Origin of the sequence: Nonomuraea sp. PA05 (assembly GCF_008086045.1) — a bacterium.
Taxonomy (GTDB): domain Bacteria; phylum Actinomycetota; class Actinomycetes; order Streptosporangiales; family Streptosporangiaceae; genus Nonomuraea; species Nonomuraea monospora.
The window spans coordinates 1-19,834 of record NZ_VSEY01000069.1 but is presented as its reverse complement, the minus strand read 5'-3'; the positions used below and the strand labels follow the sequence as shown (position 1 = coordinate 19,834).

Genomic DNA, 19,834 nt, shown 5'->3' with positions numbered 1-19,834 from the left:
CTACTCTCCTCCCCCGTCTTCATCACTCTCCACCGAAGTCTCCATCGACTCGGCGTTCCGGGCGAGGGCCACCACGCTGTCGCCTTCAGCGAGATTCATCAATCGAACTCCCATGGTCTGGCGGCCGGACTGCTTGATCTCGCCGGCACTCGTCCGGATCACCCCGCCGGCGGACGTGATCGCGAAAACCTCGTCCTCTGGGTTCACCATGACGGCTCCGACCAGCTTGCCACGGGAAGATACGATCTTCGCAGTCAGCACGCCTCTACCGCCACGTCCTTGAACTGGATACTGCTCCACTGGCGTCCGTTTTGCGTACCCAGCCTTCGTGGCGATAAGCACATCTTGACCGTCTGCGATGCGATTCATGGCAAGAAGTTCGTCACCTTCCAGGAACCTCATGCCGATGACACCGCTGGTCGCCCGCCCCATGGGGCGTAGCGCCTCGTCAGAGGCGGTGAAGCGGATCGACTGCGCGCCCTTGGAGACGAGCAGCAGGTCATCTTCTTCGGAGACCAGCCGGGCTCCGATGACCTCGTCGTCCTCCCGCAGGTTGATCGCGATCAGTCCGCCGGACCTGGGGGAGTCGTACTCCGACAGGCGCGTCTTCTTGACCAGGCCGCTGCGCGTGGCAAGAACGAGATAAGGGGCGACGTTGTAGTCGCGTAGGTCGAGAACCTCCATGACTGTTTCGTCGGGCTGCATGGCAAGAAGGTTCGCGAGATGCATGCCCCGGGCGTCGCGACCCGCGTCCGGCAGCTCGTACGCCTTGACCCGGTACACCCGCCCCTTGTTCGTGAAGAACAGCAGCCAGTGGTGGGTCGTGGTGACGAAGAAGTGGTCGACGATGTCGTCCTGACGGAGCTGAGCACCGCGAACGCCCTTGCCGCCGCGCTTCTGCGCCCGGTACAGGTCGGTACGGGTGCGCTTGGCGTAGCCGCCCCGGGTGATGGTGACGACGATCTCTTCCTCGGCGATGAGGTCCTCGATCGACATGTCGCCGTCGTAGGCGATGATCTCGGTCTGCCGCTCGTCGCCGTAGCGGTTGACGATCTCGGCGAGCTCCTCGTTGATGATCTCGCGCTGCCGGCTCTCGCTGGCCAGGATCGAGTTGTACTCGGCGATCTGCGTCATCAGGGAGTCGTACTCGTCCTGGATGGCCTGCCGCTCCAGGGCGGCCAGCTTGCGCAGCTGCATGTCGAGGATGGCCTGCGCCTGAACCTCGTCGATCTCCAGCAGCCCCATGAGGCCCTGCTGGGCGGCCGAGGCGGACTCCGAGGCCCGGATGAGGGCGATGACGTCGTCGAGCCGCTCCAGGGCCTTCAGCAGCCCGCGCAGGATGTGCGCGCGCTCCTCGGCCTTGCGCAGCAGGTACCGCGTCCGGCGGACGATGACCTCGATCTGGTGGGCCACGTAGTGCCGGATGAACTGGTCGAGCCGCAGCGTGCGCGGCACGCCGTCGACCAGCGCCAGCATGTTGGCGCCGAAGGTGTCCTGGAGCTGGGTGTGCTTGTACAGGTTGTTCAGCACGACCTTGGCGACCGCGTCGCGCTTGAGCACGATGACCAGGCGCTGGCCCACCCGCGAGGAGCTCTCGTCCCGTACGTCGGCGATGCCCGTGAGCTTGCCCTCACGCACCAGCTCGGCGATCTTCAGCGCCAGGTTGTCGGGGTTGACCTGGTACGGCAGCTCGGTGACGACCAGAGCCTGCCGGCCCTTCTCCTCCTCGACCTCGACCACGGCGCGCATGGTGATCGAGCCGCGCCCGGTGCGGTAGGCGTCCTCGATGCCCCGGCGGCCGACGATGAGCGCCTTGGTGGGGAAGTCGGGGCCCTTGACCAGTCTGATCGAGGCTTCGAGCAGCTCCTCGTCGCCCGCCTCGGGGTTCTCCAGCGCCCACTTGACCGCCGCCGCGACCTCGCGCAGGTTGTGCGGCGGGATGTTGGTGGCCATGCCGACGGCGATGCCGCCCGAGCCGTTGACCAGCAGCTGCGGGAAGCGCGCCGGCAGGACGTCGGGCTCCTGCGACTTGCCGTCGTAGTTGGGGCGGAAGTCGACGGTGTCCTTGTCGATGTCGCGCAGCATCTCCATGGCGATCGGCGCGAGCTTGCACTCGGTGTACCGCATCGCCGCCGCCGGGTCGTTGCCCGGCGAGCCGAAGTTGCCCTGGCCGTCGACCAGCGGGTAGCGCAGCGACCAGTTCTGCGCCAGGCGGACCAGCGCGTCGTAGATCGAGGTGTCGCCGTGCGGGTGGTAGGTGCCCATCACGTCGCCGACGACGCGGGCGCACTTGAAGTAGCCGCGGTCGGGACGGTACCCGCCGTCGTACATCGCGTACAGCACGCGCCGGTGCACCGGCTTGAGGCCGTCGCGCACGTCCGGCAGCGCCCTGGACACGATGACGGACATCGCGTAGTCCATGTAACTGCGCTGCATCTCGGACTGGATGTCCACAGGCTCGATGCGGTCAGCCGGGGGAGTGGTGTTCACGTCCGTCACAGGTGTTGGTCCTTCTTAAACGTCGAGGAAGCGAACGTCGCGCGCGTTACGGATGATGAAGTCGCGCCGCGCCTCCACGTCTTCCCCCATCAGCACGCTGAACAGGTCGTCGGCCTGCGCCGCGTCGTCGAGCGTGACCAGGCGCAGCAGCCGGGTCGCCGGGTTCATCGTGGTCTCCCAGAGCTGGCCGGCGTTCATCTCGCCCAGACCCTTGAAGCGCTGTACGTTGTCGCGCGGACGCGGGTCGGGCTTGCCGTTGGCGATGCCCGCGGCGATCACCGCGTCCCGCTCGCTGTCGGAGTAGGCGTAGGAGGCGTCCTCGCCCTTGCGGTCCCACTTGATCTTGTAGAGCGGCGGGCAGGACAGGTAGACGTGACCGGCTTCGATCAGCGGCCGCATGAACCTGAACAGCAGCGTCAGCAGCAGCGTGTTGATGTGCTGGCCGTCGACGTCGGCGTCGGCCATCAGGATGACCTTGTGGTAGCGCAGCTTGGCGATGTCGAACTCGTCGTGCACGCCGGTGCCCAGAGCCGTGATCAGCGCCTGGACCTCGTTGTTCTTCAGGACCTTGTCGATCCGCGCCTTCTCCACGTTCAGGATCTTGCCGCGGATGGGCAGGATGGCCTGGAAACGCGAGTCGCGGCCGCCCTTGGCCGAGCCGCCGGCCGAGTCGCCCTCGACGATGAACAGCTCGCACTTCTCCGGGTCGTTCCACTGGCAGTCGGCCAGCTTGCCCGGCAGCCCGCTGCCCGCCTCCAGCAGCGACTTGCGCCTGGTCAGGTCGCGCGCCTGACGCGCGGCGATGCGGGCGCGCGAGGCCTGCAGCGACTTGTTGATGATGTCCTTGGCCTCGCCGGGGTTGCGCTCGAACCAGTCGCGCAGGTGGTCGTTGCAGGCCTTCTGCACGAACGACTTCGCCTCGGTGTTGCCGAGCTTGGTCTTGGTCTGGCCCTCGAACTGCGGGTCCGACAGCTTGACCGAAATGATCGCGGTCAGCCCCTCGCGGACGTCCTCGCCGCTGAGGTTGTCGTCCTTGCCCTCCTTGAGGAACTTCTGCTCGCGCGCGTAGCGGTTGACGATGGACGTCAGCGCCGCGCGGAAGCCCTCCTCGTGGGTGCCGCCCTCCGCCGTGTTGATGACGTTGGCGAAGCTGTAGACGGACTCCGAGTAGGAGTTGTTCCACTGCATCGCGATGTCGACCGCGAGCCCGTCGCTCTCCTCCTCGAAGGAGATGATCGACGCGTGCGCCGGCTCCTTCTTGGCGTTGAGGTGCTGCACGAAGTCGGACAGGCCGCCCTCGTAGTGGTAGACGACGGAGTGCGCCTCGCCGTTGATGTGGTCGGGACGCTCGTCGGTCAGCGTGATCGTCAGGCCCTTGTTGAGGAAGGCCATCTCCTGGAAGCGCCGCGAGAGCGTCTCGTAGTTCCACGTGGTGGTCTCGAAGACGTCGGGGTCGGCCCAGAACGTGACCGTGGTGCCGGTCTCGTCGGTCTCCTCGCCCTTGGCCAGGGGGGCCGTGGGCTTGGACATCTCGTAGCGCTGGCGCCAGTAGTGGCCGTTCTGCTTGACCTCCACCTCCATGGCGGTGGACAGCGCGTTGACGACGGCCGAGCCGACGCCGTGCAGACCGCCGGAGACCGCGTAGGACTGGCTGTCGAACTTGCCACCCGCGTGCAGCGTGGTCAGCACGACCTCGACGGCCGAGCGCTTCTCCACCGGGTGGATGCCGGTGGGGATGCCGCGCCCGTTGTCGACGACGCGGACGCCGTTGTCGGCGAGCAGCGTGACGTCGATCCGGTCGGCGTAACCGGCCAGCGCCTCGTCCACCGCGTTGTCGACGATCTCCTGCACGAGATGGTGCAGGCCACGCTCACCTGTCGAACCGATATACATACCCGGGCGCTTGCGAACCGCCTCAAGCCCTTCGAGTACGGTGATTGAGCTAGCGTCGTAGGACAACTGCGAAATCCTCCTGCCGCGGACACGCGGCGGGGGAGGCGACTATCTAGCGAAGCTGCCCCTGCCGTGCCCGTCACCGTCGTGAGTGCCCCGATGCGCGGTCACCCAGGGGAGTCGGCTTGCTGCCGGGGTGACACGCAAGCGGACGTGTCCGGAATCCTTTTTCATTCTACCGCTTCCGGAGGGCCAAGGTGGCAATGAACGCGCCTGTGATGCCCTCTAGCTCGTTTGGCCCCCTGCCAAGCATCCCCCCTCCGGAAAGGGGGCTTATCGCGTCTGCGGCTGTCTGATCGCCCCGAGCGCCCAACCGCAGCCCCTGCGAACGCCGCCGCTAGCCGTGGGTGTCGCGGGGGCCTCGCCTTCCGGTCACCCGCAAACCCCCTGATGGACGCGGCGCCGTCTGCGGGCCTCTGACCTTGACCTTTGTCACCGTGCCGTCGCCGAGCTCCTCGTTCAGCCTGCGTACGAGGGTGCGGGCGAGCAGCCGGACCTGCGTCGCCCACGCCGTCGAATCGGCCGCGATCAGCACCTCGCCGTCGTCGAAGGACTCGGGCTTGGTGTGGGCGGCCAGGTCAGGGCCCACGATCTCGACCCAGCGGCCGAACACCGCGCCCACCTTCGCCGGGCGCTCCCAGCCGCGATCGGCCAGGAGATCGGCGATCGCGCGTCCGAAAAGCTGTGGATCGCCGTTCTCCCTGCGGGCGCCGCCGCGTGCCTTCCGCCGGGGCTCGCGGCGGGGGAGGTTGCCGCGTTTGGCGGCGTCGGCCTTGGCCTGGGCGAGCTTCTCCCGCGCCATGGCCACGCCGCGGGCCGTCGCGCTCTCGCCTCCCGCCGCCGCGGCAGCAGGGCCGCCCTGCCCGGCCGACGGCGTTCGCGCACCGGTCACGCTTGTCCGCGCACCGGCCGACGGCACCTGTGCACCGGTCGCCCCCGCCTGTGGACGACCGTCCGCCGCCGCCGCGCGTCCACCGGCCGACCCGGCCCGTGGCCGTCCACCGGGACCCCCAGCTTGTGGATAACTTCCGCTCCCCAGCGGAAGGCCGTCGTCAGCGGACACGCGTCACACTCCCCTCCGCGACGTCGAACCTGCCTCCCGCCAGCTCCTGCGGCACGTCATCAGGCACGGCCGCCGTGATCAGCACCTGCTCGGCGGGCGCCACCATCTCCGCCAGCCGCCGCCGGCGCTGGCTGTCGAGCTCGGCGAACACGTCGTCGAGGATCAGCACCGGATCGCCCCCGTCGGCCCGCAGCAGGTCGTAGGCCGCCAACCGCAGCGCCAGCGCGAACGACCACGACTCGCCGTGGCTGGCGTAACCACGGGCAGGCAGATCGCCCAGCCCGAGAACCAGATCGTCGCGGTGCGGCCCGACGAGCGTGACGCCTCGTTCGAGCTCCGAGGAGCGGACCTCTATTAGCCGCTCCCGCAGACGTTCTTCAAGGGTTTTCCCCAAGTCTGTGGATAACGTCTGTGTATCGAAAGATCCCCGCTCACCGGGGACTTCACCCTCCACGACCCCCTCGCCGGGATCCCCGCCTGTGGACAACGTGCTGCGGTAGGCGAGCGTCGCGGGAGCGCTCGACGGGGCGAGCGCGGCGTACGATCCGGCCACCAGGGGGCGCAGCTCCTCGATGAGCTCCAGCCGGCCCCGCAACAGCTCCGCGCCGTGCCGGGCGAGGTGGGCGTCCCACACCTCCAGGGTGCTCAGCACGTCGCCCGCGCCGGCCGCGGCGAACCCGCTGTCGCTCTCCTGCCGCCGCGAGCTCCTGCTGCCCCTGCGGGCCTGCGCGGCCGTACGGAGCAGGGCTCCGCGCTGCTTCAGCACCCGGTCGTAGTCGGCGCGCACCCCGGCGAACCGGGGAGTCCGCGCCACCAGCAGGTCGTCGAGGAAGCGGCGGCGCTCGGACGGGTCGCCCTTGGACAGCGCGAGGTCTTCGGGGGCGAACAGCACCGTGCGCAGCAGGCCGACGGCGTCGCGGGCGCGGGAGACGGGCGAGCGGTTGAGCCTGGCGCGGTTGGCCCGCCCCGGGTTGATCTCCAGCTCGATCAGCGCCCGCCGGTCGTCCCTGTGGATGGCGCAGCGGACGATCGCCCGGGTGGCGCCCTGCCGCACCAGCGGCGCGTCGCTGGCCACCCGGTGGCTGGAGTGCGTCGCGACGTAGCCGAGGGCCTCGACCAGGTTGGTCTTGCCCTGGCCGTTGGGCCCCACGAACGCCGTGACGCCCGGCTCAAGGCCGAGCTCCACGGACGCGTAGGACCGGAAGTCGGTCAGCGAGAGGTGGGCGACATGCACCCCACGAGGTTAGTGCGCCTCACGGGTCACCGGGGTCACCGGCATGCGTTCTGTGGAAAACCCTGAATGACCCGGAGGCAGGCTCAGCGGTCGGCCTCGCGCGGCGGGGTCACGTCGGCTCCGGGGGAGTCGGCGCCCTTGCCGGTGCTGCCCTCCGCCGAGGTGGTGGCGTGGCCGCCGAACTGGTTGCGCAGCGCCGCCACGACCTTCATCGCGGGGGAGTCGTCCTGGCGGGAGGCGAACCTGGCGTACAGCGCGGCGGTGATGACCGGCAGCGGGACCGCGTGGTCCACAGCCGCCTGCACCGTCCACCGGCCCTCGCCGGAGTCCTGTGCGTAACCGCGGAGCTGGTCGAGGTGCTCGTCGTCGTCGAGCGCCCGCACCAGCAGGTCGAGCAGCCAGGAGCGGATCACGGTGCCGGTGCGCCAGCTGCTGAAGGAGCCCTTGACGTCCTTGACGACGTCGGAGGCCTCGAGGAGCTCCCAGCCCTCGGCGAAGGCCTGCATCATGCCGTACTCGATGCCGTTGTGGACCATCTTCGCGAAGTGCCCGGCGCCGACGTCGCCCGCGTGCACGAAGCCGTCCTCGCCCTCGGGCTTGAGCGTCTCGAAGATGGGCATGAGCCGCTCGACGTGGGCCTGGTCGCCGCCGCACATGAGCGCGTAGCCGTTCTGCAGGCCCCACACGCCGCCGCTGACGCCGCAGTCGACGAAGCCGATGCCCTTCTCCGCCAGCTCGGCGGCGTGCTTCTGGTCGTCGACGTAGTGGGAGTTGCCGCCGTCGATGACGATGTCGCCCTCGTCGAGCAGCTCGCCCAGGTCGTCGACGGTGGTCTGCGTGGGTTTGCCGGCGGGCACCATGACCCACACGGCGCGCGGCGCCTGAAGGCGTTCGGCCAGTTCCTTCAGGCTGGCGACGTCGCTGATGGCCGGGTCGCGGTCGTAACCGACGACCTCATGACCACCGCGGCGCAGCCGTTCGGCCATGTTGCCGCCCATCTTGCCCAGTCCGACCATGCCGATCTGCATGATGTACCCCCTTGTCAGACTTCCATCATCTCCGATGACAGGTTCAGCCTGACAGTCGGATGGGCATGATCAGGTATCGGTAGTCCGTTACGGCTCCGTCCTCCACAGGCTTGCCACCGGTGAGGATAGCGGGCTTCGTGGACGTGGTCATCTGCAGCCGCGCCACATCGGAGTCGATGGCGCCCAGTCCTTCCAGCAGGAACTGGTGGTTGAAGGCGATGTTCATCTCCTCGCCCTCGTAGTCGACGGGCAGCGCCTCGACGGCCTGCGCCTCGTCGCCGCTGCCGGCCTCCAGGACGACCTCGCCGCTCTTGAACGCCAGCCGCACCGGCGTGTTGCGCTCGGCGACCAGGGCCACGCGCTTGACCGCCTCGACGAACGGGCCTGTGGACAGGTCGGCGCGCGCGGAGAACTCAGTGGGCAGCAGCGAGCGGTACTTGGGGAACTCGGGGTCGAGCAGCCGCGTCGTCGTCCGGCGCCCGGCGCTGGAGAAGCCGATCATGCCCTCGCCGGTGCCGCCGGCGGAGCTGAGCGCGATCTCCACCTCGGCGCCCGTCGCGCCGAGCGCCTTGGCCGTGTCGGCGAGCGTCTTGCCGGGGATCATCGCGATGGCGGCGAAGTCGGGCTGGCCCGGCTGCCACTTCAGCTCGCGCACGGCCAGCCGGTAGCGGTCGGTCGCGGCGAGGGTGACCGTGTCGCCCTCGATCTCCATCCGCACGCCCGTGAGCATCGGCAGCGTGTCGTCGCGACCGGCGGCGACGGCGACCTGGCTGACGGCGGAGGCGAACACGTCGCTGCCGACCCGCCCGGCGGCCGGAGGCATGGCCGGCAGGGTCGGGTAGTCCTCCACAGGCATGGTCAGCAGGGTGAATCGCGCGCTGCCGCACGTGACGACCGCCTTGGCGCCTTCCACCACGAAGTCCACAGGCTGTGCGGGAAGAGCGCGGGTGATCTCGGCGAGCAGCTTGCCGGAGACCAGGACGACGCCGGGCTCACCGGTGTGCAGTTCGAGCGTCACCTCGGCGGAGACCTCGTAGTCGAAGCCGGAGAGCTTGAGCTGCTGCTGCTCCGTGACCTCCAGGCGCATGCCGGCGAGCACGGGCACCGACGGGCGGGCCGGGAGGCTGCGTGCCGTCCATGCCACCGCCTCAGCGAGGACGTCTCGCTCGATTCGGAACATCACGGTCATCAGCCTCCTGGGTTCGTCGTTGATTCAAGGATCTCAAGGATCCACCCTCCCGGCCTCGCGCTCCGGGAGAAGCCCAACTATGGGTCTTTGTGTTTCTTAGTTAGAGAAGGGAAGTCATCACACTAGGGGCTGTGGAAACTGTGGACAACCAGCGTCTTGGCTGGTCAGCCGCCATATTTTTATCCACTCGTCCTGTGGGTGAAGCCTGGGGAGAACTTCGCCGCCTGGGGATGACGAAACTTCGCCCACAGGCCGTCCCCAGATCATGGTCCCGTCATCCACCGTGAGACGGGAGTTATCCACGGGGTTTCCACAGGTTATCCACGGGGTAGAAGGGGCCCTTCTGGAGTCCCAGATCCGTTGTTCACAGTCTGTCCACACGTTGTCCACTGGTAGTCCCCAAGTTCCCCACAGGATGTCCCCACCTTTGTCCCCAGCCCTTGTGGACGGATTTTTCCCAGCATTGTCGGGCGAACGGCGGGTGAATTTCTGTGTTTCCGCTGGTCCACAGTGTTTTCCACAGGCTGTGCATAAACTCAAGATCCACGCTGTGTCTGCTTGATCCGCATTGTTAGCTCGTTGACCTGGTTGTACATCGACCTGCGCTCGGCGATGAGCGACCGGATCTTCCGCTCCGCGTGCATGACCGTGGTGTGGTCGCGTCCGCCGAACTGCTGGCCGATCTTCGGCAGCGACAGCTCGGTCAGCTCGCGCGCCAGGTACATGGCGATCTGCCGGGCGTTGACGAGCGCGCGGCTGCGTGAGGTGCCGCACAGGTCGTCGATGCTGATCCCGAAGTACTGTGCGGTCTCGCTCATGATGGCCGCGATGGTGATCTCGGTGTCGGACTCCGAGGTGATCAGGTCCTTCAGCACCACCTCGGCGAGCTGCAGGTCGACGCCCTGCCGGTTGAGGCTGGCGAACGCGGTGACCCTGATCAGCGCGCCCTCGAGCTCACGGATGTTGGTGGAGATGCGGCTGGCGATGTACTCGAGCACCTCGGGCGGCGCGGCCAGGCCCTCCTGGATGGCCTTCTTCCTGAGGATGGCGATCCGGGTCTCCAGCTCGGGCGGCTGGACGTCGGTGATCAGGCCCCACTCGAACCGGTTGCGCAGCCGGTCCTCCAGCGTGATGAGCTGCTTGGGCGCCCGGTCACTGGAGATGACGATCTGCTTGTTGGCGTTGTGCAGGGTGTTGAAGGTGTGGAAGAACTCCTCCTGCGTCTGCTCCTTGCCCTCCAGGAACTGGATGTCGTCCACGAGCAGGATGTCGATCGCCCGGTAGCGGCCGCGGAAGCCGTCGGCCTTGTGGTCGCGGATGCTGTTGATGAAGTCGTTGGTGAACTCCTCGGAGCTCACGTATCTGACCCGCGCCCCGTCGTACAGGCTCTGGGCGTAATGCCCGATCGCGTGCAGCAGGTGCGTCTTCCCCAGCCCCGAGTCGCCATAGATGAAGAGCGGGTTGTACGCCTTCGCGGGGGACTCGGCCACCGCCACGGCGGCCGCGTGCGCGAACCGGTTACTGGCGCCGATGACGAATGTCTCAAATGTGTACTTCTGATTAAGCCTGGCCGGTTCGCTGGGCTTGTTGCTCTTCGCCTCCCACCGATTAGGCGTCGGCTCGGGCGACTTCTCCACAGGCGGTGTGTACGGCTGGGCCTGTTCATAACCAAAGCCAGGCTGTGGATATTCGGTGGATATCTGGGGCTGCTCCGGCTGTGGAGAATAGAACTGCGGAGGCTCGGACACCTGGTTGTACTGCGGTTGGACGGGCTGTGCGTAACGAAGCTGACTCTCCACACCCTGGGGATAACTTTGAGTCACAGGCTGTTGATGGACGTCGCCGGCAGGCTTCTCGGGGGCCGCCGTGTCGATCATCACGGCCACCCGCATCGTCCGGCCGAGCTCCTGTGAGAGCGCGTGCGTCACCAGCGGGCGCAGTTTGTTGCTCTCGATGAGGTCCTTGAGGAAGTCGTTGGGGACACCGAGCACGATCGTGTCGTCGGCCAGGGCGATCGGACGCACCATCGACAGCCAGGTGCGCTGCTGGATGGGCACGTTCTCGTTGAGGAAGTTGCCCAGGGCGTTCTCCCATACCGTGCCGAGGTCGACACCGTTCATGGTGCGGCTCCCCCTCCTCCCTCTCGCGGCCCCCCGCGATCGTTATCCACATGGCAGGGTCGCCTGCGGCGGTCGGCGGCCCCCTTTGTCCACACGTGGGGACGGAGCTTCAGGCCGTCCTCCACAGGCGGTCCACACGCTATCCACAGGGCTTGAGCGGGCCGAAAGGGCCGACAGTATCTTTGTGCACAGGTGTGTTCAAGCGTTGTCCACAGCCTAGTGGCACCAGAGTGCACAACTTGTGGACGTGGGGCCCCCGGTGGAAAAGTGGGCTGTGGATTGGTGGATAACCGGTCTGGTTTGACCTGGACGGTACTTGCCCCGTAACGTACGACGGTCGGCTTGTCACGCGACGGCTATTTCGCGTGCCCTCGTATACTGGCAGGCCATCCATGTGTGTACAGCGCCCCCCGTGGCGCACCATCAAGCCTGGAGCCCACCCGTGAGCAAGCGTACTTTCCAGCCGAACAACCGTCGCCGCGCGAAGACCCACGGCTTCCGGCTGCGGATGCGCACCCGGGCCGGTCGCGCCATCCTCGCCTCTCGCCGCCGTAAGGGCCGCGAGAAGCTGTCGGCCTGATCGTCTCGCGCGACTACAGCCCGCCGGCGATGCTCGCCGGCGGGCGTTAGACGTATACGGTGCTGTCCCGTCAATCCCGCATGCGACGCGGGGAGGAGTTCGAGGCGGCGGTCAGGCGCGGCAAACGCGCGGGTCGCCCGACCCTTGTGGTGCATTTCACCATTTCTGGGGAAGAGCCACCTCTGGTGGGTTTCGTGGTGAGCAAGGCCGTCGGGGGCGCCGTGACCCGAAACAAGGTCAAACGACGGCTCCGACACCTGATGCGGGACCGTCTCGATCGGCTGCCGCGAGGTAGCCTGCTTGTGGTACGCGCCAACCCACCGGCCGCGTCCGCGCGATTCGAGCACCTGGCCGCCGAACTCGATCTCGCGCTGGATCGTTTGCTCAGGCGGCGCGAGTCCTCGACGGGTGGACAGAAATGACGGAGCAACCGCAAGGGGTGGTGCCGGGCCTCGCCGCCCGAGCGCTCATCATCCCCATTCGGTTCTATCGGGCGTTCATCAGCCCACTGCTCGGTCCACGCTGCCGGTTCTATCCGTCGTGCAGTGCCTATGGACTCGAAGCGATTGCCGTGCACGGGGCATTGCGCGGCACATGGCTGACTGTCCGGCGCATCGGGCGGTGCCACCCATTCCATCCCGGAGGTATAGACCCGGTGCCCCCACGCCCGGTCCGGTCCCACGAAACGCAAGGGAGATAGCTCGGTGGAGCTGTCCTGGCTGAGCTGGCTGTACCAAGCCGTAGCCCAAGTCATCATCTGGATCCACACTGCATTCAGCACGGTCCTCAACCCGGACAGCGGGCTGACCTGGGCGTTGACGATCATCACGCTTACCGTGTTCATGCGGATCCTGATCTTCCCGCTCTTCCTGAAGCAGATGCGCTCGTCGCGGAAGATGCAGGAACTCGCCCCCAAGGTTCAAGAGCTGCGCAAGCGTTACAAGAACGACAAGCAGCGCATGAACCAGGAGGTCATGGCGCTCTACCAGGGCGCGGGCGCCAACCCGCTCGGTGGCTGCCTCCCCGTCGTCGCGCAGTTCCCGATCTTCATCTCCATGTTCACGGTGCTGCAGAACATGGCGAACGGGCACGCCAAGTACGGCATGACGCAGGAGCTCGTCGACAGCGCGCGTAAGGCGCACATCTTCGGCGCGCCGCTGCCCGCCAACTTCTGGATGAACGCCGACGATCTCGCGGCCTTCGGCGCCGGCAACGTACAGACCAAGATCGTCCTGGGTATCTTCGTCGCGGTCAGCTCGCTGACCACCTTCCTCACCGTCCGGCAGAGCGTCACCCGCTCCATGGCTCAGATGCCGGACAACCCCATGGCGCAGCAGCAGAAGATCCTGATGTACATCTCTCCGCTGTTCGCCTTCTTCAGCCTGAACTTCCCGCTCGGTCTGATCATGTACTGGGTCACGACCAACCTGTGGACCCTCGGTCAGCAGCACTGGTTCTACAGCAGGCACCCGATGCCGCAGTACGACGCCAAGGGCAACGTGATCCCCGTCCAGAACAAGCCTGGGCTCCTCGCCAAACTGCGGAAGACGACTCCGGAAGAACAGGCCCCTCCGCCCCCTCCGGAGCCTAAGATCATTAGGCAGCAGCCGAGCAGGCAGTCACGCAGCAAGCGCACCGGCAGCAAGAAGTCTTGAACACGAAGGAGAGGCCGGCCATGACCGAGGCCGAGCAGGAGAAGGCTCCTGATCTCAACGCGCTGGAGCAGGAAGGTGAGATCGCTGCCGACTACGTCGAGGGCCTTCTCGACATCGCCGACATCGACGGCGACATCGACATGGACGTCGAGGGCGACCGCGCCCTCGTCTCCGTCGTCGGGCTGAAGAGCACGGAGCTGGTGGGGCCCGCGGGCGAGGTCCTCGAAGCGCTGCAGGAGCTGACCCGGCTGGCCGTGCACCGGCAGACCGGCGAGCGCTCGCGGCTGATGCTCGACGTGGCCGGCTACCGGGAGCGACGCCGCGCGGAGCTGACCAAACTCGGCACCGAGATCGCGATCCAGGTCAAGGAGGGCGGCGAGTCGAAGGCGCTGCAGCCGATGACCCCGTTCGAGCGCAAGATCGTCCACGACGCGGTGGCCGCCGCCGGGCTCCGGAGCGAGTCCGAGGGGGAGGAGCCGCAGCGGTACGTGGTGGTCCTGCCTGCCTGAGGCATGTGGGGGTCGTGCCCGGCTGAGGGGCCTTGGTGTCACTCGCCTGAGGTACGTCCCGCCGCCGTCCGAATCGGCCGTCTGCCCGCTGTCGCGCGTGGCAGGCGGCCGTTTCCGGTTTCCGGGGGCGGCGGATTCCGTGCGGGTGGGTGGCGGCTCGCGGTCGCCTTTCTGTACGGACTGGACGGACGCTGCCTTCTGCCCTTGCGTCAGGCCCCGCTACGTTCACACCCCAGCACTCACGCACCCCAGCACTCACGCGCTCCAGCGCCCGCACGCTCCACCACTCACACGCTCCAGCGTTCGCACCCCAGCACTTCGCCGCCCTCCAGCGCCTGCAACCCGCCCGCATCCCAGCGCCCCCGTTCCCCTGCACCTCCGTTCCTCTGCACCCCAGCGCCTGCGTTTGCCTGCACCCAGCGGCTGCGCCCGCACCCCGCTCGCACCCAGCGTCCGCACCCGAGTTCGCCCGCACCCCAGCGCCCGTGTCTACGTTCGCCCGCGTCTACCTTCACCCGCGTCTGCCTTCGCCCACACCTACGTTCGCTTGCACCTCCGCACTCGCCTTCGCCGCACTCGCGTTCGCCTGCACTTACGCTCTCTCCTCTGTTAGCGCTCGCAAGTCGGCAAGGGCGTGCCGACGGCGCGCTCACAGGCCTCCTTGACCCCAGCCCGCTAGTCTGCCTTTGTGATCTCACCCCGTAGCCTTGGGGGAGCACAAAACCGAGTCCGGACTCCGGAGCCGGCCGCCGCACCACCGAAGCAGACCGCCTACCGCAGCCCGCACCGGCGCGACACGAGACGACGACAAACACCGAACCCACGCCGACCCTTTCCACCCACTCTCCATACCTCACCCCTCGATACCGTCCACCCACTCTCCACACCTCCTTCCACACCGACACAGCGAGCAAGGGCCGCCAGGCCCCAGAAAGGGCCACCGACCAGTGAGCGACGATGAGCTTCCTGAGCCGCCGGAGATAGCGCGAGACGTCTTCACCGGGGAAGCTTGGGAGCGTGCCAACGCCTTCGCCGGGCTGCTGGCGGGTCCCGGCGTCGTCCGCGGGCTTCTGGGTCCGCGGGAGGTACCGCGCATCTGGGATCGTCACCTGCTCAACTGCGCGGTGGTTGCCGAGGCCGTGCCTCCGGACGTACGACTGGTGGACATCGGCTCGGGGGCAGGATTGCCCGGCCTGGTCCTGGCCATCGTGCGACAGGACATCACGGTTACCCTGTTGGAGCCGCTGCTGCGTCGTACCGTGTTCCTGGAGGAATGCGTTGAGGCGCTCAAGCTGGACAACGTCGAGGTGTTGCGCGGCCGGGCGGAGGAACTGGCCGGCAAGCACGTCTTCGACGTCGCCAGCGCCCGCGCGGTGGCGCCGCTCGACCGCCTCCTGAAATGGGCGATGCCGCTGCTCCGTGAGGGCGGCGAGCTGATCGCCATGAAGGGGGAGCGGGCCGCCGACGAACTCGCCGAGGCGGAGGCCCAATTGCGGGCGAGCGGAGCCCGAACGGCTGAGCTTGTGACCGTCGGGCACGGTAAGGTCGAGCCGCCTGCAACATTGGTTCGGGTGGTAGCGGGTCGCGCGCCGGAGCGAGCTAGGCCGCGACGAAGGAGGTGACGGTTGTGCCAGTCGCGTCAAGCGGTCTGGGCTGGCCGGACAGCCGTCGGTCCCAGAGTCCCAACGGGGTTGGCTGGCCTGAAATGGGCGTGTCGCGACAGCAAACTCCCGGCACCGGCACACCACTGGTTGAAAGGATGGCCAACGTGACCCAGACCCCCCTGAACCCCGGTGATTCGCCCCTGGTACGAGAGGCCCTCAGCTCAGTGGTTTCACGTGAAACAACCGCCACCCAGACGGCCGCCCAGTCGGGTGAGGTCTCGAGTGAGGGCAACGGCAACTGGCCGCGTCCAGCCAAAACCAGAGTGATCGCGGTTGCCAACCAGAAGGGCGGCGTGGGCAAGACGACCACTTCGGTCAACATTGCCGCCGCCCTCTCCATGCATGGGCAGCGCGTTCTCGTGGTCGACCTCGACCCCCAGGGCAACGCCTCCACCGCCTTGGCCACCGAGCATCGCGGCGACGTGCCGGACGTGTACCAAGTGCTGGTCGACGACCTGCCGATGGCGGACATCGTCAAGCAGGTGCCCGACATGCCCAACCTCTACTGCGCCCCGGCCACCATCGACCTGGCGGGCGCGGAGATCGAGCTCGTCTCCCTGGTCGCCCGCGAAGCCCGCCTCCGCCGCGCCCTGGCCGCCTACGAGGGGGTGGACTTCGACTACATCGTGATCGACTGCCCGCCGTCCCTCGGCCTCCTGACGGTGAACGCCCTGGTCGCCGCCGACGAGGTCATGATCCCGATCCAGTGCGAGTACTACGCGCTGGAAGGGCTCGGGCAGCTGCTCCGAAACGTCGACCTCATCAAGGCCCATCTGAACCCGACGCTGCGGCTCTCCACCATCGTGCTGACGATGTACGACGGGCGTACGCGGCTGGCGTCGCAGGTGGCGGAGGAGGTGCGGGCCCACTTCGGGGAGACGGTGCTGAACACTGTGATCCCGCGTAGCGTCCGGTTGTCGGAGGCGCCCAGCTATGGACAGTCGGTGATGACGTACGATCCGGGGTCCAGCGGCGCGATGGCCTACATGGACGCCGCGCGCGAGATCGCTCATCGGGCCGTCGTCGCCTGATTGCTTCTTCCACGCGTGTGTTGAAGGAGAACCGGGCGGGTTTGTTCTCATCCCGAGCGGGAGACGTCCGAATCCCCGCCAGAGGCCACGCAACTGGTGCGTGGTCTCGGCCCGCTGCGATGCCCCGGACTGGCGAGGGTTCCTGACACTTGCAGTGGCTCCCGCTGAGATGGTGCCTTGACGCGGGGCGGCGCTTCGGCGTGGGGGAGTGCGTTGTGTGTGGCGTGCGTGGGCTTGGATGGTGATCTGCTCCCGGCCGGCGTCCAGCCTTTGTGCTGTACGCGCACGCCTGCATGCCTCACACACACCCACGTACAGTCGCGCCCGACGCTCGTGCTCGGCACGGGTGGTTGGCGCGTAGGCGGGGCGGGACAGGTGCATCTTGGAGCTCAGTCACGAGTTAGGCAGGTTTGTGACCGTGTCGGTGTAAATCCAACTGGGTGGTGTGTGGCGAGGGGGCACCCCGCGGGGCGGGCGACGGTAACCTCTCCTGGAGACCGGAATCTACCGGGTGGATGAGGAGACGCAGTGAGTCAGCAGCGGCGGGGATTGGGCAAGGGGCTCGGGGCGCTCATCCCGACCGGTCCCATCGTTGACGGTACGGGGGCGGCGGCGCCGACCACGTCCAACGGGTCAACGGGGGAGACGGGGCCCAAGCCGATCGCCGGGGCGTACTTCAAAGAGATCGCCCTGTCCGCGATCGTCCCCAACCCGCGGCAGCCGCGTGAGATCTTCGAGGAGGAGCGGCTCAAGGAGTTGGCGGCGTCCATCCGAGAGGTCGGTCTTCTGCAGCCGATCGTGGTTCGGTCGATCGGCGGTGGCAAGTACGAGCTGATCATGGGGGAGCGTCGCTGGCGGGCGTGCCAGCAGGCGGATCTTGATCCGGTGCCGGCGATCGTCAGGAACACTCAGGACACCGATCTTCTGCGTGACGCCCTCATAGAGAACTTGCAGCGCGAGCAGCTGAACGCGTTGGAGGAGGCGGCGGCGTACCAGCAACTCCTTGATGACTTCCAGGCGACGCACGATCAGCTTGCCAAGAAGGTCGGCCGTTCTCGTTCTCACATCACCAATACGCTGCGTCTCCTCAACCTCCCACCCGACGTGCAGCGGAAGGTGGCCGCTCAGGTCATCAGCGCCGGTCATGCGCGGGCCCTGCTGGGGCTCGAGAGCGCGGAAGAGCAGATCGCGCTTGCCAAGCGCATTGTGGCGGAGCTTCTCTCGGTGCGGGCCGTGGAGGAGATCGTGGCCATGGGGAGCGCCAAGGCGGCCAAGTCAGCGCCGCGAGAGCGTCAGACGGCCAAGCCGACTGCGCCCGGGCTTACGCACCTTGCCGACCGGCTCTCGGATCACTTCGAGACCAAGGTGAAGGTGGATCTGGGGCGTAGGAAGGGGCGGATCGTTGTGGAGTTCGCGACGATCGATGACCTTGAGCGCATCATCGGCACGATGGCGCCTGAGGCGGTGCGTGCGATGCGGGAGGGCGAGGACTGACTGATCGGCGGCTGGCCCTGCCAGCTCCTCTGTCCGGCTCTGCCAACCTCGGCCAGCACGGCCAGCACGGCCAACATCGGCCAGTTCGGCCAGCACGGCCGCATCGGCGTCTCTCGGTGCCTAGTTAGCTGGGTGTTTAGCTATTGGCGTTTCACGTGAAACGCGGATGTGAAGAGCGAGCCGGGTCCGCGGTGAAGCCTGGCACTGTTTCACGTGAAACATGGGAGTGGACGGCGGCGGCTCCGTCTAGGCGATGTTGGCTGTGACTTGCTTGGCAGCGAGAGCGGTGGGGCTGGCGGGGTGGCATCGGGTAGGTGTCTGCCGCATGAGAGCCGTCGTGGTGTTTCACGAGAAACTGTGCGGTGGAGAGTTGGCGAAGCGGTTATAGACGCCAGCACGGATGGTGGGTCCCTCGCGACGGCGTGTTTCACGTGAAACCGGAGAAGCGCGGGGTGGATGGCGGCTCCCCGCTCTTACGTCGCGGCGGCCTTGTGGATGTCGTCGAGGAAGTCGTCTACGTGTCCCGGCGTCGTGTCGAAGGCGGTCATCCAGCGGACGGTGCCCGCGGTCTCGTCCCAGTAGTGGAAGAGGTAGCGACGGCTGAGGGGCTCGCCGATGGCCGGTGGGAGAGTGGCGAAGACGGCGTTGGATTGGACTGGGTACGCGAGTGAGACGCCTGGGACATCCGCGAGACCGTTCGCCAGGCGCGTGGCCATTGCGTTGGCGTGGGAGGCGTTCTGGCGCCAGAGGTCGTTCGTGAGGAGAGCCGAAAGTTGTGCTGAGATGAAGCGCATCTTCGAGGCGAGTTGGAGAGACTGACGGCGGAGGAACGGTACGGCGTGTGCCAGTGATGGGTTGAGGACGACTACCGCCTCGGCCGCCAGGGCGCCGTTCTTGGTGCCGCCGAAGCTGAACACGTCCACCCCTGCGTCCGTGGTGACGGCCTTCAGATCGCAGTCGAGGAAGGCGGCCGCGTTGGCGAGTCGGGCGCCGTCGAGGTGGAGGCGGAGACCTGCCTCGTGTGTCACTTCGGCGATGGCGGAGATCTCGGCGGGGGAGTAGGTGGTCCCGAGTTCTGTGGTCTGCGTGATGGAGACGACGGCGGGCTGGGACACGTGGTGGTTGCCGAGGCCGTCCAGGCGCGACTTGATGTCAGCGGGGCGTAGTTTGCCGTCCTCGGTCGGGACTGTCATGAGCTTTACGCCGAGCAGGCGTTCCGACGCGCCGGCTTCATGGGTGGCTATGTGGGCGCTGTCGGCACAGATGATGGCGCTGTAGCGGCCCAGCATGAGAGCGAGACCGACCATGTTGGCGCCTGCTCCGTTGAGGACCGCGAAGCCCTCGGCGTTGGGGCCGAATGTTTCCTTGACTTTCTCCTCGAAGGTTGATGTCCAGGTGTCGTCGCCGTAGGCGGGGGCGTCGCCGGTGTTGGCGGCGGTGATGGCTTCGAGGATGGTGGGGTGCACGCCGGCGTGGTTGTCGCTGGCGAAGCTCTTGGGGTACATCGGATCGATCGGCACGTTGTAAGGCTACTTATCGGTGTGGGAGCTTCGGTGCCTCCGGGTGGGGTGCCGCCAGAGTTAGGCGTTCAAGGGTGGGCGTTTCAACGCGGGCGTCTCAAGGCGGGTGCCTCAAGGGCGGGTCGTTCGAGGGTGGGTTGTTCAAGGGTGAGGCGCCTCAAGGTGGGGGTGACGGTCTCATGGCAGTTGGCGATGAAGGGAGAGGCGCGTGGCTGGCCCGCCGCGTGGGTGAGGAGGAAGTGGCGGCGGTTGGTTGGGAACAGGTGGGCTGGAGGAGGGATGGAGCGGGAGCGGA

At 67.2% G+C, this 19,834-nt stretch carries 16 protein-coding genes; 8 read left to right on the top strand and 8 right to left on the bottom strand.

The annotated features are described in order from the left end of the window. The 7 genes from gyrA to dnaA form a co-directional block, all read right to left on the bottom strand. Positions 1 to 2,499, bottom strand: coding sequence for a DNA gyrase subunit A (gene gyrA, locus FXF51_RS56295; protein ID WP_148443107.1), 2,499 nt, complete (start codon positions 2,497 to 2,499; stop codon positions 1 to 3). A 15-nt stretch (positions 2,500 to 2,514) separates the two neighbouring features. Beyond that, positions 2,515 to 4,458: a DNA topoisomerase (ATP-hydrolyzing) subunit B gene (gene gyrB / locus FXF51_RS56290; protein WP_148443106.1), complete on the bottom strand. Its 1,944-nt coding sequence runs from the start codon at positions 4,456 to 4,458 to the stop codon at positions 2,515 to 2,517. 331 nt (positions 4,459 to 4,789) lie between these two features. Then, positions 4,790 to 5,344 (bottom strand): DUF721 domain-containing protein, encoded by a 555-nt coding sequence (locus FXF51_RS56285; RefSeq protein WP_262380552.1) that lies wholly within the window; start codon positions 5,342 to 5,344, stop codon positions 4,790 to 4,792. A 160-nt stretch (positions 5,345 to 5,504) separates the two neighbouring features. Beyond that, the gene (gene recF / locus FXF51_RS56280; protein ID WP_148443105.1) at positions 5,505 to 6,749 is read right to left on the bottom strand and encodes a DNA replication/repair protein RecF; all 1,245 of its coding nucleotides are present in this window, start codon (positions 6,747 to 6,749) and stop codon (positions 5,505 to 5,507) included. An 83-nt stretch (positions 6,750 to 6,832) separates the two neighbouring features. Further along, positions 6,833 to 7,777, bottom strand: coding sequence for a phosphogluconate dehydrogenase (NAD(+)-dependent, decarboxylating) (gnd, locus tag FXF51_RS56275; protein ID WP_148443104.1), 945 nt, complete (start codon positions 7,775 to 7,777; stop codon positions 6,833 to 6,835). Positions 7,778 to 7,820: 43 nt separating this feature from the next. Beyond that, entirely contained in the window at positions 7,821 to 8,960 is a 1,140-nt protein-coding gene (gene dnaN, locus FXF51_RS56270) for a DNA polymerase III subunit beta (RefSeq protein WP_148443135.1), read from the bottom strand. Positions 8,961 to 9,502: 542 nt separating this feature from the next. Further along, positions 9,503 to 11,086: a chromosomal replication initiator protein DnaA gene (gene dnaA / locus FXF51_RS56265; RefSeq protein WP_148443103.1), complete on the bottom strand. Its 1,584-nt coding sequence runs from the start codon at positions 11,084 to 11,086 to the stop codon at positions 9,503 to 9,505. 442 nt (positions 11,087 to 11,528) lie between these two features. Between dnaA and rpmH the strand changes: the two genes are divergently transcribed. The 8 genes from rpmH to FXF51_RS56225 all read left to right on the top strand — a co-directional run bounded on the left by rpmH (position 11,529) and on the right by FXF51_RS56225 (position 18,019). Next, a complete protein-coding gene (gene rpmH / locus FXF51_RS56260) occupies positions 11,529 to 11,666 on the top strand; it encodes a 50S ribosomal protein L34 (RefSeq protein WP_020547366.1) in 138 nt (45 codons plus the stop codon). 59 nt (positions 11,667 to 11,725) lie between these two features. Continuing rightward, a complete protein-coding gene (rnpA, locus tag FXF51_RS56255; RefSeq protein WP_148443102.1) occupies positions 11,726 to 12,088 on the top strand; it encodes a ribonuclease P protein component in 363 nt (120 codons plus the stop codon). Continuing rightward, on the top strand, positions 12,085 to 12,366 hold the full coding sequence (yidD, locus tag FXF51_RS56250; RefSeq protein ID WP_148443101.1) for a membrane protein insertion efficiency factor YidD: 282 nt from the start codon (positions 12,085 to 12,087) through the stop codon (positions 12,364 to 12,366). Before rnpA ends, yidD begins: the two co-directional genes overlap by 4 nt. Before the next feature lie 4 nt (positions 12,367 to 12,370). Then, a complete protein-coding gene (yidC, locus tag FXF51_RS56245) occupies positions 12,371 to 13,321 on the top strand; it encodes a membrane protein insertase YidC (RefSeq protein ID WP_148443100.1) in 951 nt (316 codons plus the stop codon). A 20-nt stretch (positions 13,322 to 13,341) separates the two neighbouring features. Next, complete coding sequence (locus tag FXF51_RS56240) at positions 13,342 to 13,830, top strand: protein jag (RefSeq protein ID WP_148443099.1); 489 nt, start codon at positions 13,342 to 13,344, stop codon at positions 13,828 to 13,830. Between the two features lie 947 nt (positions 13,831 to 14,777). After that, positions 14,778 to 15,452 (top strand): 16S rRNA (guanine(527)-N(7))-methyltransferase RsmG, encoded by a 675-nt coding sequence (rsmG, locus tag FXF51_RS56235; protein WP_187415127.1) that lies wholly within the window; start codon positions 14,778 to 14,780, stop codon positions 15,450 to 15,452. A gap of 137 nt (positions 15,453 to 15,589) precedes the next feature. Then, positions 15,590 to 16,525, top strand: coding sequence for a ParA family protein (locus tag FXF51_RS56230; RefSeq protein ID WP_222871935.1), 936 nt, complete (start codon positions 15,590 to 15,592; stop codon positions 16,523 to 16,525). A 528-nt stretch (positions 16,526 to 17,053) separates the two neighbouring features. Next, a complete protein-coding gene (locus FXF51_RS56225; RefSeq protein ID WP_148443097.1) occupies positions 17,054 to 18,019 on the top strand; it encodes a ParB/RepB/Spo0J family partition protein in 966 nt (321 codons plus the stop codon). A gap of 473 nt (positions 18,020 to 18,492) precedes the next feature. Here FXF51_RS56225 and FXF51_RS56220 read toward each other — a convergent pair whose 3' ends face one another. Further along, a complete protein-coding gene (locus tag FXF51_RS56220) occupies positions 18,493 to 19,539 on the bottom strand; it encodes a threonine aldolase family protein (RefSeq protein WP_262380550.1) in 1,047 nt (348 codons plus the stop codon). Between the last annotated feature and the right edge of the window lie 295 nt (positions 19,540 to 19,834).